Source organism: Butyricicoccus sp. AF18-9LB (assembly GCF_027684505.1).
In the GTDB taxonomy this organism is placed as follows: Bacteria; Bacillota; Clostridia; order Oscillospirales; family Butyricicoccaceae; genus Agathobaculum; species Agathobaculum butyriciproducens.
In genome coordinates this window covers 42538-59719 of record NZ_JAQCWA010000016.1, presented here as the reverse complement: position 1 = coordinate 59719, position 17182 = coordinate 42538, and the positions used below count along the sequence as shown (strand labels likewise).

8 protein-coding genes are annotated in these 17182 nt (G+C 54.9%); 6 read left to right on the top strand and 2 right to left on the bottom strand.

The genetic code is table 11. The features are described from left to right. The coding region (locus PGY33_RS10020; protein ID WP_270478450.1) for a hypothetical protein at positions 1-1147 on the top strand (1147 nt) is incomplete at its 5' end. 291 nt (positions 1148-1438) lie between these two features. Here the strand turns inward: PGY33_RS10020 and PGY33_RS10015 are convergent. Next, positions 1439-4018 (bottom strand): X2-like carbohydrate binding domain-containing protein, encoded by a 2580-nt coding sequence (locus PGY33_RS10015; RefSeq protein ID WP_158557369.1) that lies wholly within the window; start codon positions 4016-4018, stop codon positions 1439-1441. 330 nt (positions 4019-4348) lie between these two features. On the opposite strand from PGY33_RS10015, the gene PGY33_RS10010 reads away from it, so the two are divergent. The 4 genes from PGY33_RS10010 (at position 4349) to PGY33_RS09995 (ending at position 10103) form a co-directional block, all read left to right on the top strand. Next, positions 4349-6076, top strand: coding sequence for a phospho-sugar mutase (locus PGY33_RS10010; protein WP_270478448.1), 1728 nt, complete (start codon positions 4349-4351; stop codon positions 6074-6076). Positions 6077-6198: 122 nt separating this feature from the next. Then, positions 6199-7047, top strand: a complete 849-nt coding sequence (locus PGY33_RS10005; protein ID WP_118480599.1) for a hypothetical protein — start codon at positions 6199-6201, stop codon at positions 7045-7047. Between the two features lie 243 nt (positions 7048-7290). Continuing rightward, the gene (trkA, locus tag PGY33_RS10000) at positions 7291-8661 is read left to right on the top strand and encodes a Trk system potassium transporter TrkA (RefSeq protein ID WP_118480597.1); all 1371 of its coding nucleotides are present in this window, start codon (positions 7291-7293) and stop codon (positions 8659-8661) included. Then, on the top strand, positions 8658-10103 hold the full coding sequence (locus PGY33_RS09995) for a TrkH family potassium uptake protein (protein ID WP_118480595.1): 1446 nt from the start codon (positions 8658-8660) through the stop codon (positions 10101-10103). Before trkA ends, PGY33_RS09995 begins: the two co-directional genes overlap by 4 nt. Positions 10104-10359: 256 nt before the next feature. On the opposite strand, the gene PGY33_RS09990 is transcribed toward PGY33_RS09995, so the two are convergent. Next, positions 10360-10590 (bottom strand): hypothetical protein, encoded by a 231-nt coding sequence (locus PGY33_RS09990; protein ID WP_243022929.1) that lies wholly within the window; start codon positions 10588-10590, stop codon positions 10360-10362. 340 nt (positions 10591-10930) lie between these two features. Between PGY33_RS09990 and PGY33_RS09985 the strand changes: the two genes are divergently transcribed. Further along, positions 10931-17107, top strand: coding sequence for an InlB B-repeat-containing protein (locus PGY33_RS09985; protein ID WP_270478447.1), 6177 nt, complete (start codon positions 10931-10933; stop codon positions 17105-17107). The last annotated feature ends 75 nt before the right edge of the window (positions 17108-17182 follow it).

Sequence of the window (17182 nt, the reverse complement as noted above, 5' to 3'; positions counted from 1 at the left end):
TAAGGCAGCTACCGTTGAGGGCAAGCTGACCAGCTTCAAGGACACCTCCAAGGTAAGCATTGACGGCACTTCTTACGACATTGCTATGCTGGAAGGCACTGATGTTGATTCTGATTTCGAGAATACTTTCAAGGATCAGATTGGCGAGACCTACACCCTGTACACCATCGGCGGTATTGTTTACGCTGCTAAGCAGACCTCTGAGGGCACCAAGAATTATGCAATCGTAGAGGACACCAATGGCTCTCAGACTATTGACTCTGGCTTCGATCCGCTGGAAGTTAAGATTCTGAAGGCTGACGGTTCCGAAGGCAAGTTCGTTGTTCATAAGGACTCCACTTCTCAGGGTACTACCAAGCTGAAGACTTCCGATGTTAAGACCGGTGTTCTGATCAAGTATTCGAATGTTTCCGATAACAAGATCAAGATCACCGAGGTTCAGGGTTCTACGGCTCTGAATAAGGACACCACCGTATATGTTAAGGACACTAAGTCCTTCAACAACAAGGTTGCTGCTTCTGATGCTGTTGTATTCGTAAATAAGACCAATGCTTATGGTAAGCCGGGTGATTTCTACGCATACACCATCCGCAACCTGAACGATATCAAGGCTAAGTCTGGTGCAGCTGTTGCTTCCATTCTGGACGACAACAAGGTTGTTGCAGCTTATGTTGAGCTGACCACCAAGCCGTCCGGTTCTACCGCAGACACTGTTTACGGTATCGTATCTAAGGAAAACGGCACTGTTAAGGATGGCGACACCACCTACACCTCCTACACTGTTGATGTTGATACTAACACCCAGAAGACCGTTCTGATCGAGGGTGACAGCGACACCACTCTGAAGGAAGGCTATCTGGTAAGCTTCGATGAGGCTTCTGATAAGGTATACTCTGCATCTGATATCACTATCTACCTGAAGAACGAGAATACTGACTACCACAAGCCGAGCACCATGGCTGCTATCGACGAGTACGATGAAAAGGGTCAGATCGTATCTTACTGGGATAAGACCAATGATATCGGCGACAAGGCTAAGCTGATCACCAAGGCGGTTGACGATGATGTTAAGATCATCTACGTAAGTGCTGAGGATGATAAGGCTGCTGATAACAACGGCGCAATCGAGTATGATGGCGTTAAGTAATCTTCGTTGACGTTGACGGCGACATCACCAAGTAATCTCCGAATCCCGCGATTCGATTTTACGTAAAGGAACCCCCGAGGAAAATCTCCTCGGGGGTTTTCTTATCCCCTCACCCACCAGCGGTCTGCCGCCGCTCTGCACCGTGCCGCAGGCCGCCCTTATTCCCTTATCGCGCCCCAACCGCAAGCCGCTGTGCGCCGTTCTGACGCCCTTGCGCCCTATTCCTCATCCGCCTGTAAAAGCGCACAAAAAAGCCGCCCGGAAAACCGGGCGGCTTGCATTTTTGAGAAATTACTTGAGCTGTACGCGCTCACGAATCGAATCGGTTACGGAAAGCTGTACGCTCTGTGCGGAGTAGCCGGTGCACGCCACCTGCGCCACATAGCTGCCGCGCTTGAGGCTGAACGACGCCGTGCCGTCCGTGCCGGTGGTGATGCTCTTGCCGCCAACCGTGACAACCGCACCGGACAGCGGTGCGCCGTACGCGTTGGTGACAACCAGCTGTACATTCTCGAGAATCTCGCCGGTCAGCTTGACCGTGCGGCCTGCAGAGATTTTGACCGTCTGCGTAACCGCCGCGGTAAAGCGCGAATGCGTTGCCGTTACAACGTACGAGCCGCGCTTGACATAAACGGTTGCCGTGCCGTCCGAGCCGGTGGTCAGCGTCTGCGCTGCCGTGCCGCTCTCCGCGTCCGAAGGCGTGAAGGTGACGGACGCACCCGAAATCGGTAGACCGAGATCATCTACCACGGAAGCCGTCAGCGCGTAAGTGGTAACGTAGTTGACACGCAGCGTCGGGCTTTGACCCTTACTCATCACAAAAACGAAATCCGCGTAGGATGCGCCGCTCTTGCCGAATTCCGCAACCGCAGACTTGTTGATCGTGACCTTGCTGCCCTCGATCTTGTACTGCCAGTTCTCCTCGAGCGTCTTGCCGTTCGAGCGGATATTCTTGAGCTTTGCACCGTCTACCATGTTAAGCGTTACCACCAGATCGGCGTATCCGCCGGACGAGGTGTTCGCGTCAAAATCAACCGTGCCCGGAACCACTTCGTTTACCGGCGCGGTATCTACCACGCTCAGCGAGCAGGTAAAGGACGAACCCTGATTGGGTACGAATGTAACCGTATAAGTGCCCTTGCTCTTCTTGGCAAGCGTCTCCTTGAGCAGACGAATCGTGCCGTTGGTTGCATTATAGGTGTAATCCGTGCCGCGCTCGAGCACCGTACTGCCGATTTTGACGGAATCCAGACGCGTGCCCGCCGGAAGAACGACGTTTACCGTCTGATCGGCATAGTTTGCGGACTGCTCGTACTTATCAAAGGTAATCTGGCTCGGGCTGACTGCGCTCTGTGCCGAGTTGCTGACCGCCAGACCGATGGCTGCCTTGGAGCCGTCCTCAAAGGTCAGTTCTGCGGTGTAAGTGCCCGCCTTGAGCGTAGACAGATAGGTTTTGTACACGCGAATGCCGTTCTTGTCGCTCAGCAGGTTGTAATCCGTGCCCTGCTTGAGATTGGTGCCGTTGACCGAAACACGGGTCAGATCGTTCTTGTCCGCGTTGAAGGTGAATTCGTAGGAGAACGCGATCGCGTCCTTGTTGTTTACGTCAATGGACAGCGTGGACGGAGAAACCGAAACGCTGGTGGACGCCGCAACGTCCTTGCCGGCAATCTTCGCGGTGACGCCGCTCGCCAGCTCAACGCTGGTCGGCTGCATGGTCAGCTCACAGCCGTTGGCGTTGAGCACCGCCTTCTGGACCGAGCCGCCGCCGGTGACGGTGGTTCTGCCGTTTGCGGTAAGCGTGCTGATGGAGGTGCTGCCGGTCGTCAGGATAGTGCCGGTCTGCTCATTGGCAACGTCCCATACAGCTGCATCCAGCGTCAGGCTGACGCTGCTGCCGTTCATTTTAAGATCGGAGAAGCCGCCTGCAGTCGCTGCCAGATTGCTCTCGGTCAGCGTTGCAGAGGTTTTTACCTCGGTGGTGCCGATGTTGGTGTTGCCGGTCGCAATGACCTGCGGGGTCAGTCCGGCCGGATTGGAGACGACCATCTCGAGTGCGGAAACACCGTCCAGCGTTACATTGCCGCCGCTGACGATGATATCGCCCGCAACGGTGACATCCTCAAGCGTTACATTGCCCGCCAGAACGCCCTCGGTGATGTACAGATTGCCCTTGATATCCGCATCGGCCAGCGTACACGGTACGGAAATCGTAACGTTTTTGGTATCGCTCTTGAGCGTAGCCTGCGAGTACACATTGCCGTTCTTATTCAGCGAGGTGCCCATATAGCCGTACAGCATTTTGGCGATTTCGCCTCGGCTGAGCGTGCCCTGCGGCTTAAAGGTACCGTTCGTGTAGCCGTTGATATAACCCTGCTTGACCGCTTCCGCAACGTAGGATTTGCTGTAATCGCTCAGCTTGGCCCGATCAGAGAACATATCCAGTGCAGACAGATCAGCCGTCGGCGTGTACTTGTGCAGTCGGCCGAGGATGGTTGCCGCCTGCTCACGGGTCAGCGTGCCCTCCGGCGCCATACGGTTGTTGCCGACACCGTTGATATAACCCTGCTTGACCGCAATCTGCACGGTTTCGTAGAAAACATCGCTCGAATTGACATCCGAGAAGCTGATATCCGCCTTTTCGGTAAAGCCGAACGCGCGGTTGATATAGCGCATGAACTCCCAGCGCGTTACCTTGTCATCCGGACCGTAGTTGCCCGTGCTGGCAGACGGATTGATAATGCCGTTTTCATGCAGCTCGGTAATGTAGGACTTTGCCCAGTGGCCATCAATATCCGAAGCCGCAAAGGCAGCCGGCACGGTACTGACCAGCAGCGCCGCTGTCAGTACGGCGGAAAGGACTTTTTTCAAAGCTATCACCTCTTATTATAATTTACCTTTATTCTACCATTCTTTTGTTTATTTGTGTACTGTTATTTTTATCTCGAGACAGGGCTTTTGACTAAATAGACGGCCTGCTGCCGGTTTTGGTTCCGCATTTTCGCAGAATTTTCCGGTATCCTCACAGAACGTACAATTTCTGCTCTGCCGTTTTGTATATCATCACTCTGCTTCATGGAATCTTTTCACAAATTCGCGCAAAACCCCTTGCATTGACAGCCGGATATTGTATAATTTAGATAGTGGCAATCCGTCGGCTGAAAGCGGCGATGCGCCAACTAACACGATGAGGTGATACCAATGGATTATATGTCGGAATACAAGCGTTGGCTGGACTGCTCTGCCCTCTCTGCGGACGAGCATGCCGAGCTGGCTGCTGTTGCAGATAATCAGGAAGAGATCGAAAGCCGTTTCTTTGCGCCGCTGTCGTTCGGCACGGCCGGTCTGCGCGGTGTACTGGGCGTCGGCCTCAACCGCATGAACCGCTTTACCGTCGGTCAGGCTGCACAGGGTCTGGCAAACCTGATCGTATCGAACGGTCAGGCCGCAATGGACCGCGGCGTTGCCATCGCATATGACTCCCGCCATTTCTCGGCCGAGTTCGCCAAGCAGTCTGCATGCATCATGGCCGCAAACGGCATCCAGTCGCTGCTGTTCGATGAGCTTCGTCCGACCCCGGAGCTGTCCTTCGCTGTCCGTCACTACGGCTGCATCGCAGGCATCAACATCACGGCTTCCCACAACCCGAAGGAATACAACGGCTACAAGGTTTACTGGGAGGACGGCGCACAGCTTCCTCCGGCCGAGGCAGACGTGGTTGCCAGCGAAATGGCAAAGACCGATATCTTCACCGGTGTAAAAACTGCAGACTACGATGAGTCCGTCAAAAACGGTCTGATCCGTATTCTGTCTAAGGAGACCGACGAGGCTTACCTCGGCGAAGTCATTAAGGTTGCGGTAAATCCGGACTGCGTAAAGCAGGTTGCCGATGAGTTCAAGCTGGTGTACACGCCGTTCCACGGTGCCGGCTACCGTCTGGTGCCCGAGATCCTGCGCCGCCTGGGCTACAAGCACATTATCTGTGAACCAGAGCAGATGAAGATCGACGGCGACTTCCCGACCGTTAAGAACCCGAATCCGGAGTACAAGGAAGGCTTTACGCTCGCCATCGAGCTGGCAAAGCAGAACGATGTTGATCTGATCATCGGCACCGACCCGGACTCCGACCGCACCGGCATCGTCCTCAAGGACAAGTCCGGCGAGTATGTCACCCTGTCCGGCAACCAGGTCGGTGTGCTGCTCACCGATTACATCATCACCGCAAAGAAGCTGACGAACACCATGCCTGCCCATCCGGCGGTGCTCAAATCCATCGTTACCACCGAGATGGCACGCGCGGCGGCTGAAAAGAACGGCGTTGCGTGCTTTGATACCTTCACCGGCTTCAAGTTCCTTGCCGAGAAGATCAAGCAGTTCGAGCAGGACGGCTCGCACGAGTACATTTTCGCGTTTGAGGAATCCTACGGCTACCTGTGCGGCGATTATGCCCGCGACAAGGATGCCGTTACCGCTTCCATGCTGATCGCCGAGATGGCGGCTTACTACCGTACCCAGGGCAAGACCCTGTACGACGCAATGGAAGAGATGTACGAAAAGTACGGCTGCTACTGCGAACAGACCGTTTCGATCGTTATGCCGGGTGTTTCCGGCCTGCAGCGCATGAAGGAACTCATGCAGGAGCTGCGCGACAAGCCGCTGACCCAGATCGGCACCCACAAGGTCGATTACACCCGCGATTACATGCCGGGCACCCGCACCTGCATGGCAGACGGCAAGTCTGAGCCGATGGAGCTTAAGGGGCAGAACGTGATGTACTACGAGCTGGAAGGCGGCACGACCTTTATCATCCGTCCGTCCGGCACCGAGCCGAAGGTCAAGGTTTACATCATGGCCAAGGGCGAGAACAAGGCCGAGGCCGCAGAAAAGGTCGAGGCTCTGACCGCTGCAGCAAAGGAAATCGTAAAGTAAGCCATCTGCAGTAAAAATCCAGCAACGCTGAATGCAGCCGAATTCCGGTTCGGCTGCATTTTTCCGGAATCACCTTGATTACCGAAATTATTATACCTTAATTATTTTAGGGGAACAAAAATATGATCAAACGCATTATTTCCTGTATTGTAAGCACGGTCATCGTGCTCGGTGCCACCATCGCGTATGACCGCACGCCTGCATGCCGCATTGCCGTGATGGAGCAGGTGCCGACACAGCTGGCTTCCGTTCTGCCGCGTGCTGCCTCCTACGAACTGGAGCTGCGCACGGAGGAAGGCAACCGCAGCTACACGGTCAACTGCCATGACAAGGACGGCAGCACCTTCCGCTCCTACACCATGCAGACCGTGGAAGGCGAGGAAGAACCGCTCAATTTCACCTATACGGACTACACCTACGACGAAAACGGCAACTGCACAGATGCCATCACCACCGACAAGACCAACAACTCTACTTCGGAATACCGCCGCAGCTATGACGACAAAAACCGCGTTCTTCGCACGGAAAACTACGAGGACGGCGAACTTTCGGTCTCCTCCGAGACGGTTTACACCGAGGTTGACAACGGTCAGTCCTCTGCCGTCAACACGGTTTACGACGCAGACGGCAACGAGCTGATGGTCGTCCGCATGGGCATGAACACCAACGGCGACGTGCTGTCCTCCCGCACCTACGAGGGCGAGGACAATATCACCTCCTCCACCGACAACCGCTACGACAGTCAGGGACGGCTCATCCAGTCGGTCACCGTAGACGAGAGCGGCATCGTGTTAGAAGTGCTCACCGTGTACTCGGTGGACGGCAAAACGCAGACCACCCGCTCGACCATCGAAGGCGGCACCCTCTCAACCGATACCCGTACCTTTGATGATAACGGCAATCTGGTCTCCATGCACCAGACCGACAGTGACGGCTACGCAAGCGATACCACTTATACACAGTTTAAGTGACCTGTCGCGGAACTTTAATCCGCAGTGAAAACCACCCGTTCGGGTGGTTTTTCCTTTTTTTCGGGCATACTATTATCAGCTATACACCGACCATTTCTCCCTATCTGTCGGTTTTCCGCTAAACTCCTGCAAAATTCCTGTCTGGATATTGCTTTTTCTCGGTCAAACAGCTATAATCGCTATATGCGTATCAAGACTGTGTCAACAGAGCACAGCTATAGAGAAATAGATCGGAGGTGCGCTATGCGCATCATTATTGTAGGCTGCGGCAAAGTCGGCTCGGAGCTGGCAGGACAGCTCAGCGCGGCCGGACACGACCTGACACTGATTGACCTGTCCGAACGCCGGCTGAACGAGCTTTCCAATATGTACGACCTTGCTACAGTAAAGGGCAGCGGCACCAGCTATCACGTTCTGCGTGAAGCCGGCGTGCAGGATACCGACCTGCTCATCGCCGTTACCACCCATGACGAAATCAACCTGCTTTCCTGCCTGATCGCTCGTAAAGCATCCGGCTGCCACGCCATTGCGCGTGTGCGCGATCCGGAATATGTATCCGACCTCGGCTTTATCCGCGATGAGCTGGGTATTTCGATGGTCATCAACCCCGAGCTGTCCACCGCGCGTGTTGTTTCGCGTCTGATCCGATTCCCGTCGGCCATCCGCGTCAGCACGTTTGCCCGCGGACGCATCGAGCTGCTCGACCTCAAAATCCCGCACGAGTCCCGCCTGGACGGTATGGCGGTCTGCGAGGTCAATCCGCTGCTCCGCACGGACGTGCTGCTGTGTATGGTCCGCCGTGACGGCCAGACCTATATTCCCAAGGGTGACTTCATCCTGCGCGAAAACGACAACATCACGGTTATCATTCCGCGCCGTGAGCAGAACGAATTTTTCGAGAAGGTCGGTCTGCCGGTCAAGCGCATTTCCTCCGCGATGCTGGTCGGCGGCGGAAAAATCTCGTACTTTCTTGCGAAAATCCTGCTGGATTCCGGCATTTCAGTCAAGATTATCGAAAACAAACTCGAGCGCTGCGAGGCACTGTCCGAAATGCTCCCGCACGCGACCATCATCTACGGCGACGGCACCGACCGCAACCTGCTCGATGAGGAGGGTCTGGCAACCTGTGAGGCCTTCGCGGCTCTCACCGGCATGGACGAGGAGAACATCCTGCTTGCGCTGCACGCCGGCCGTCATTCCCGTGCGAAGCTGTTCACCAAGGTCAACCGTGTGAACTTCGAGGAAGTCATTGCCAGCATGCCGATCGGCAAGGTGATTCGCCCCAAGCAGACCACCGCCGAGCTGATCAGCCAGTACACCCGCGCGATGCAGAACTCGATGGGCTCCAACGTGGAGACCCTGCATCAGCTGGACGGCGCAGAAGCGCTTGAGTTCCGTGTTGCGGCGCACCATCTCACCGGTGTTCCCCTGCAGTATATGCCGATTCGTCCGGATGTTCTGCTGTGCTGCATCAACCGCAGAGGCAAGCGTATCATTCCGCGCGGCCACGATGTGCTGCATGAAGGCGATACGGTTATCGTCGTTTCCACCTTCGAGGGCATGAACGACCTTCAGGATATCTTCCTGCCGACAGCCGGAGGGCGCGAAAAATGAATTTCGCAATCGTCCGCTATCTGATCGGCTGGCTGATGGGCATTGAGTCCCTGTTCCTGCTGCTGCCCGCGTTTACCGCGGTCATTTACCGTGAACCCGAGCTGCCTGCCTATATCGCCACGGCACTGATTTGTATGGTCGGCGCAGGCATTCTGTGTGAATACAAGCCGAAAAACACCAAGTTCTACGCACGCGAAGGCTTTGTGGCAGTCGCGCTGTGCTGGCTGGTGCTGGCCGTGACCGGTGCCCTGCCGTTCGTGCTCAGCCGCGAGATTCCGTTCGCAGTAGATGCGATTTTCGAGGCCGCATCCGGCTTCACCACCACCGGCGCTACCATTCTCGGCGATGTGGAGGCGCTTTCGCATGCCTCTATGCTATGGCGCTGCCTGATGCACTGGGTCGGCGGCATGGGCATTCTGGTGTTCATGCTGATCGTCCTGCCGCTGGCAGGCGGTCAGACCATTTATCTGATGCGCGCGGAAAGCCCGGGACCCTCGGTCTCCAAAATATCGCCGCACATGCGCGATACCGCGCTTATCCTGTACGCGATTTACTTTGGACTGACCGTTCTGCAGATTATTCTGCTGCTGCTCGGCGGCATGCCGATGTTCGACGCCATCTGCGTTTCGCTCGGCACGGCCGGCACCGGCGGCTTCGGCAACTGGAATAATTCCATCGCGCACTACAACAGCGCCTACCTGCAGAATGTCATCTCGGTCTTTATGATCCTTTTTGGCATCAATTTCAACGCGTATTTTCTGCTTTTGACCCGTAAATTCAAGCAATTGTTCAAAATCGAGGAGATTCGCGTGTACCTCGGCGTGATTGCCGTATTTACCACGCTGATCGCCTTCAACGTGCGCGGCTGCTTCGGTTCGCTGCGCGAGAGCTTCCACCACTCCCTGTTTCAGGTTGCGTCTATCATCACGACCACCGGTTTTTCAACCGTGGACTTTAACCAGTGGCCTGCATTCAGCAAGCTGCTGCTTGTGCTGCTGATGTTCATCGGCGCGTGTGCCGGTTCGACCGGCGGCGGCATGAAATGCTCGCGCATCCTGCTGCTGTTCAAGGGCGTAAAGAAGGAAATGATGTCGCTGATTCATCCGCGTCTGGTGCGCGTGCATAAAATGGACGGACAGCGCGTCCAGCATGAGGTCATGCGCTCGGTCAACGCCTTTCTTGTGGCATATCTGATCGTCATTGCCACTTCCGTCCTCATTGTCAGTCTGCACTGTGAGGATATGGTAACCAGCTTCACCTCGGTCGTTACCTGCATCAATAACGTCGGTCCGGGACTCAATCAGGTCGGTCCTGCAGCCAACTTCGGTGCACTGCACCCGCTGAGTAAAATCGTGCTGACTTTCGATATGCTCGCCGGTCGTCTGGAGCTGTTCCCCATGCTTCTTCTGTTTGCGCCGGAAACGTGGAGAAGAAACCGATAAAAAACTGCCGCTAAACGTATACCGTTTAGCGGCTTTTGCGTGCATATCGACCGACCACAAATCGTTCCGGTGCTCCACCGACACACCTGAATCATCGCGGCAGAATATGTCGAGATGGGGTTTTCCGGTTGCTCAGGGGTATCTATCTCTTTGGGTAACATAATGGTTTTCGGCATATCGAGCATGCTGAGCAGTTCCTCGAAAAAATAAAAGGAATTGCGGTCTCCCTGCTCAAAAATCAGATACGGATAGGGTTTCAGTTCATCGAGCGTGATGCACTTCCGGTCTGTGTTTCCCGCAGGATAAAACCGTACCGGTCTGCGTCGTACTCCTTGACAACCTCGACGAATGCGTTCACTGCGAACGAATAGTGCTGACATGACACGCAGAACTTGGGCACGCGCTTTGGGCCCACGCCGAAGTGCTCCTGCATGATATCTGCCTGCTCAAGCAGCATGCGCGCAAACGAAAGCAGTGCCGCACTCATCCGTGCTCTGCCCGCACGGTTCCGCGCACGGGCGGAAAAGTACGGCTGCGCCTTTCTCCCCGGTTTTGTCAGGTGACAAAACCGGGGTGTTTTTTGCCGCATTTTATCCACAGCCTGTTGATAACTCCTGTGGATTGTGTGTCATTTTTTGCAGAATTTACGCGTAGTTCACTCTGTTTTTCCTATCGGTGTATTTCGTGTCGAAAATCGGACATTTCGTGTGCCCGACCGCACAGCAGGCTGCAAAGCTGCTATGATAAACGCAGGCAATTTTCAGTCTCTTTTCTGCAGGCGCGGCTCGTTCCACCGCACCGCAGAATGGGAAAAGGAGGAATATACCATGAAATTCAAACGCGGCATAAGCCTTGCTCTGGCACTGGCTCTTATCGCCGGCATGGGCGGCCCGCTTGATATCCGCGCAGCGGCAGCGGATACCGGCAGCTCGGACGCGCTTGCGGCGCTCGGCATAGATTCGAGCAAAGCGCCCGATGGCTTTAATGCCAACGACCCCAGCAACCCGTATGGCCGCAATACCATCAAGGTTACACCGGTGTACGAGCTGTATACCGTTGGTCTGACGAATGATGTTCTGCCGTCAGATAAAATCGGCCTGGGCAAGTGTGAAAGCGCAGAGAAATGCAATACAAGCGTTTCCCAGTCCAACCAGAAGGACAATACCCTTCAAAGCACGCTGTACGGCAATGATGATAACACATCTACCCAGGCTCAGCAGTTTTTGAGCGCTCAGAAGCAGACCCAAACTATTTCTGAGGGTAAAACCACCTCTACCGGCACATACGCACAGTTCCCGATAGGCAGCAAGGGCACTGACGGCTATGCCACCAAGGGCTATCTGACCGGCATGACCAATGCCACTACCAAGCTGAACGACAAGACCGATTACGCCATGGCAGACGTAGCCGCAGGCCATTTCACCTCGGACAAGGACGCAAAGTCCTCGCAGACGGTCATGGTTTACGCCGGTGACCTGAGCGCGAAAGGCGGTCTGTACCTGCGATTCGGCGATGCTGAATCCGGCAAGTACGGCAAGCCGATCACGCTGCTGGACACCAGCAAGGAAATCGGCAACCCGAATCTGACCGACACCAGCGACGAAGGCAGCACGACCGCCAAAAAGGTCGAAAACTTCGCAGAAAACCCGTATCAGCTGAAAAACTACCTGCAGGTAGCTACCGGCGACTGGGACAACGACGGTAAGGACGAGGTTGCGGTCTATGTGCCGGAGGTCGGCAATTCCCGCATTGAGATTTACGACCTGCAGACTGACGATTACTCCAATCCCTCTAACTGGAGACAGGCGTGGACGTACTTCTTCCGTGAGGGCAGTGTCGTTTCCAACATGATCTCTCTCGTCAGCGGTGACGTCAACCAGGACGGCGTAGACGATCTCGCCTGCACCTGGGGTTACTACTACGGTCCGCAGCAGAACGCAGGCTCGCGTGCCGTTGTAATGTTCGGTTCCACGAGCGCACACATGCTGCAGAGCTCGCAGGAATTCCCGCTGACCTACGAGGGCAGCAATCTGGTCCGCGCATCCTTCGCCTTCGGCGATATGACCGGCGGCGGCAAAACGCTGATTCTGGCGGCTCAGTCGGATGCCGACCTCAAGGCAAATAAGCAGAACACGCGCTATGTAGGCTTGTACGCATGGAACGGCGTCACCTTCAAGCCGTCTGTCTCTAAGAATTTCGATCTGTTCTCCAAGGATAAGGACGGAAACTATATTTACAGCGCAATGCAGAATCACACCGAAAACGGCACCGACGTTTTCCATTCTCTGCCGCTGTGCCCGGCCAATACGGCGATTATCTCCCGTCCGACCGCAGGCGAAACAAACGATGGCGGCAAAACCAGTGATCTGCTGTACTTTGACAGCCTTGTCATCTCCTGCGACGAGAATGGTCTGAACATCAAGCAGGCGCTCGACAACACGCCTGCTATGCCGAACGAGGACTACGTTGAGTACGATGCATCCGCAGGCTCTGTGACCACCGCGGTGGATGCAAACAACAACACCGCAGGTTCGGGTACGCTGTTCACCCTGACGCAGACTATGTCCAAGGATGAGAACAAGCAGTCTGATAAGTACACGGTAGACGGTAAGGTTCCGCATTACGAGCTCCGCTACTACTACAAAAACTGGCTGCACAAGCTGTTCAAGATTCGCTCCTCCTACTGGGCGTTCACCGGTACATACGATACTGTAAACAAGGAAACAAACTCCACATACAACAAGCGTACTCCCGGTACAACCAGACTTTCGACCGTCAACCTGTTTGACGGCTCTCAGCCGGTAAAAACCGATGTCAACAGCTCGTACACGCTCTGTCTCGCCAACACAGACGACGATACCAGCTACATGACCTACACCGGCAAGCACTATTACACCTACTCCGACCCGCAGGTTCTGGCGGTACTGGCTTCGCCTCCGTACTTCTCCGATCTGCTCGACCGCGATGACCTGTCCGGCAACTATGCTGAGTCCTCCACCACCTACTCGAGCATGAAGGGCACCGAGAACGGCACCAGCTCCTCCTCTACCATCTCGGTCGGCGCATATGTCTCCTTTGAGCAGGAATTCTCGGTATTCGGCGTTAAGATCGGCAGCGTTGAGGCGGAAGCCGCCTTTACCTCCGGTTTCACCTACGAGACCGAGCACACCTCCTCGCTCGAGCAGTCCATCACCTACGAGACAACCTCCGGCGAGGACAGAGTGGCGTTCTATTCCATCCCGATGGAGATTTACGAGTACACCTCCTACATCCCGGATGGAACAGGCAAATACACGAAGGTAACCTCCACCGTTTCCATCCCGCACGAAGCCTCGATCGGTCTGATCGACCTGTCCGACTACGAAAACATTGCCGAGGATTACAGCGTGCTGCCGTCCATTTCGGGCAGTGTGCTGACGCATACGATCGGTGATCCGTCCAGCTATCCGAGCGCACCGAGTGCAGGCTCCAAGGCTTATAACGGTGATCCGGCTAAGGTTGACTTCACCGCGGCAGGCGGCGGCTCCGGCATCACGCAGGAGATCAGCTTCTCCACCTCGGACAGCAAAAACTACACCAACACCACCTCTATCGAAACCAAAGCGGGTGCAGGTGCAGGCGGCGTAACCGCAGGCGTGGTTGCCGGTTCGGACCTCTCTGCCGGCAAGGTATCGGTCAACACCGCAGGCGGCTCGTTCTCCGGTTCGCTGCAGAACATGCCGATCGAAGCAAAACCATACGGCTACGGCATGAACTGGAGAATTTTCTGCTACAACTACCGCAGCGGCAATCAGGCGTTCCCGGTTGTTACCTACGCGGTAACCGAGCCGCAGGCTCCGTCTCCGCTTCCGGAGGATTTTGAGCAGGATGTTGCGAAAACCACCGATGATTCCGTTACCCTGACGTGGACGTACGACAAGATCGTTTCCGGTTTCCAGCTGTACCGCTACTACAACTTCCCGGACGGCTCCGGACGCAAGGAACTCGCATTTGTGCCGTTCACCGATGGTGAGCGTCACGATGACGGCACCTACACCTTCAGCTACACGGATAAGAACCTGTCTCCCTATACCGAGTATGAATATCAGATTCAGACCCGCAACAACAACAAGGCTGAGCAGCAGCGCAACAGCATTTACAGCGAACCGCTGACCTGCCGCACCAAGACCACAGCAGGCTATCCCGATATTTCGGTAACGATTGACGGCAAGGAGAATCAGACGGTTCTGCCGATCTATCCGGATTCTCTGGCAACCGCAACAGTTAAATATAACGGAGACAATAAAAATCCGGACGGCGGCAAGTACAACAGCGTAAGCTATCAGTGGCAGAAGCTGAACGGCGGTTCCTGGATCAATATTGCCGGCAGCACCTCCGATACGCTGAGCATCGAAAACGCCGGTTCTGCCGACAAGGGCACTTACCGCTGCCGTCTGAATGTGCTCTACTTCGACAACACCGCCCAAAAGGAGTTCAGCATTTCCGCTTACTCGCCCGAAGTCAACACGGTTTACAGCAAACGCACGCCTAAGTGTGAGCTGACGGTTACGGCGGAGAATGTACAAAAAGACAACACTGCTCAGTTTGACCGCACGCTGCACATCAGCGCTAAAATGAGTTCCGCGTCTGCTACCTCCACCATCCCGACCGGCACGCTCAGCTTCCTGATTCGCGGCACGGACTTCTCTACCACAGTTGCGGCTGAAATTGACAAAACCGGCAAGGTTACAAAGGACGTTATCGTGCCCGCAGACGGTGCATACACGGTTACCCCGTATTATCCGGGCAGCTATGTATTCAAGGATATGAGCAACGCGGAAGGCCAGATGGTTCTCGTTGGCGAGAACGCGACCGGCTATCAGCTGACGCTCACCAACGGCAAGGATAACAACAGCGTCACCCGCTTCACCTACGGCGATACGGTAACGCCGTCGCTCTCCCGCATGAGTAAAGATACGCATGGTCTGCAGAAGGTCAATAACGCGACCTTCAAGTATGCAGTTTCCGGTTTGGAAACACAGCAGGATTTGACCAATCCGCTGAATGTCGGCACTTACACGCTGTATGCTTATGTAAACGGCGAAACCAAACCGGTTGCGGAAACCAAGTTTACCGTTGTTCAGCGTGCCGTTACGCTGCGCGTTGTCACCCCGAAGGACGGCGTTGCACAGGATAAGGTCAACCCGAAAGACAAGAATCAGCTTTCTCTCACGGCAGACACGAAAAACATGACTGCTGATGAGATTGCCGCTCTGCACCTTGGCTATACCGCAGTCAACACCGCAGGCAACACGGTGACGCTCGCGCCGAACATTGCGCCCAGCAACTACACGGTTTCTCCGTGCAAGACTACCGATACCAACGAAACGCTGTACAACAACTACGAATTCACCTTTATCCCCGGCGTTTACACGGTAAACGGCCTGACTTACATCCTGACCCTCAAGGCTGAGGACTTCGGCGAAGGCGCAAACAAGCACTCTGTCGGTTCTGCGTCGATCATTACCGCAGGTCTGAATGCTGGCAAGGCGAATGACGGCAGTGCATTCTCCAGCTTTACCGCAAACACCGATGTTACCCTGACGGCTGTGCCGGATGCAGGTTATGCAGTCGATTACTGGACCTATGACGGCAAGGAAATCGAGGACAGCAAGGAGAAGAGCTCGGTTACCATCAAGACCCTTGCAAAACCGGCATCTGTTTTGGTTTACTTCAAGACCACCAATACCAAACTGAATGCTTCCGTTCAGAATAAGCAGGGCGGTACACTCAAATGCACGGATGAAAATGGCTCCGAAAGCCTCAAGAATTTCCCGGCTTACATTGCCAGCGGTGCAAAGTTCAACTTCACCGCAACGCCGGATACCGGCTGGCACTTCAAGCAGTGGATTCTCTCGAAACGCGGTGCAAACAGCTATCCGTCCGGCGAATCGGACCCGACGAACGGCTCCAACACGCTCTCTGTTGAGGTTGGCGTGCAGGATATTGATCTGGCTGCCGTATTCGAGCGCGACAGCTACACGCTGACGCTGGACGGCGAAATCTCCGCAAGCTATCAGACGGTTGATCCGGACGATAGCTCCAAAACGCTCACCAAGTCTCTCAAGAGCGGCGAAAGCGTCACCGGTGATACGAAGATTACGGTAGCGCCCAAGGCAGGCTATGCTGCCGCCACGGGCGAGACCTATCAGGTGAACGGTACGGCTGTTGAAGCAGGAAAACTCAACGCTGACGGCAGCTATACCTTCCCCATCACTGAGAACACCAAGGTTTCGCTCAAGACCGACCGTGCCGCATTTGCGATTACCACACCGAAAATGGAGCATGGCACGATCATTGTAACCGTAGACGGCGAAGTTATGGATGTTCTGTCCAAGATTCCCGGCGGCAGCAAGGTTGAGCTGCAGGCACGCGCAGACCGCGGCTGGCTTTTCAAGAACTGGGTTGTAAACGGTACTGCTCAGGATGAAGCTACGGCAAAGACCAACGGCACTTATACCATCAGCGAACTGGCTGGCGATCTGTCCATCAGCGCTGAATTTGCCCAGAGCGATTCCTACACTGCCAAGGCTACCGCTGCGGCCGGCAACGGCACCGTAAAATACACGCTGTATGATATCTACGGCAAGGAAGTTGAGACCGAGGCTATGCCTGCAGAAGGCGTAACCATTTATAAGGATGAGGAAATCACCTTCCATGCAGCGCCGAAGACTGGCTATCAGGTTGAACAGTGGGAAGTAAACGGCAAAAAAACTGCCGGAAACTCCAAAACCAATCCGGAAGGCAAAATCCGTGCGGACAAGAATATTACTGCAACCGTATACTTTAAGGTTACGGCAAGCTATCAGCTTACTTTCGGCACCGTTGGTGAGAACGGCCATCTGACCGCCAAGATTGACGACACCGCGATTAACTCTCAGACCAAGCAGCCGAACAGCAGTGAAATCACCTTCACTGCAGCGCCGAACACCAATAAGATGGTCGAAAAGTGGACGGTTACCTAGGGTGACATTACCGCAGCAGAAAACGATGCTGCTGTACAGGTTGATGGTGTAAATCTTGTCGATCCAATTTATATT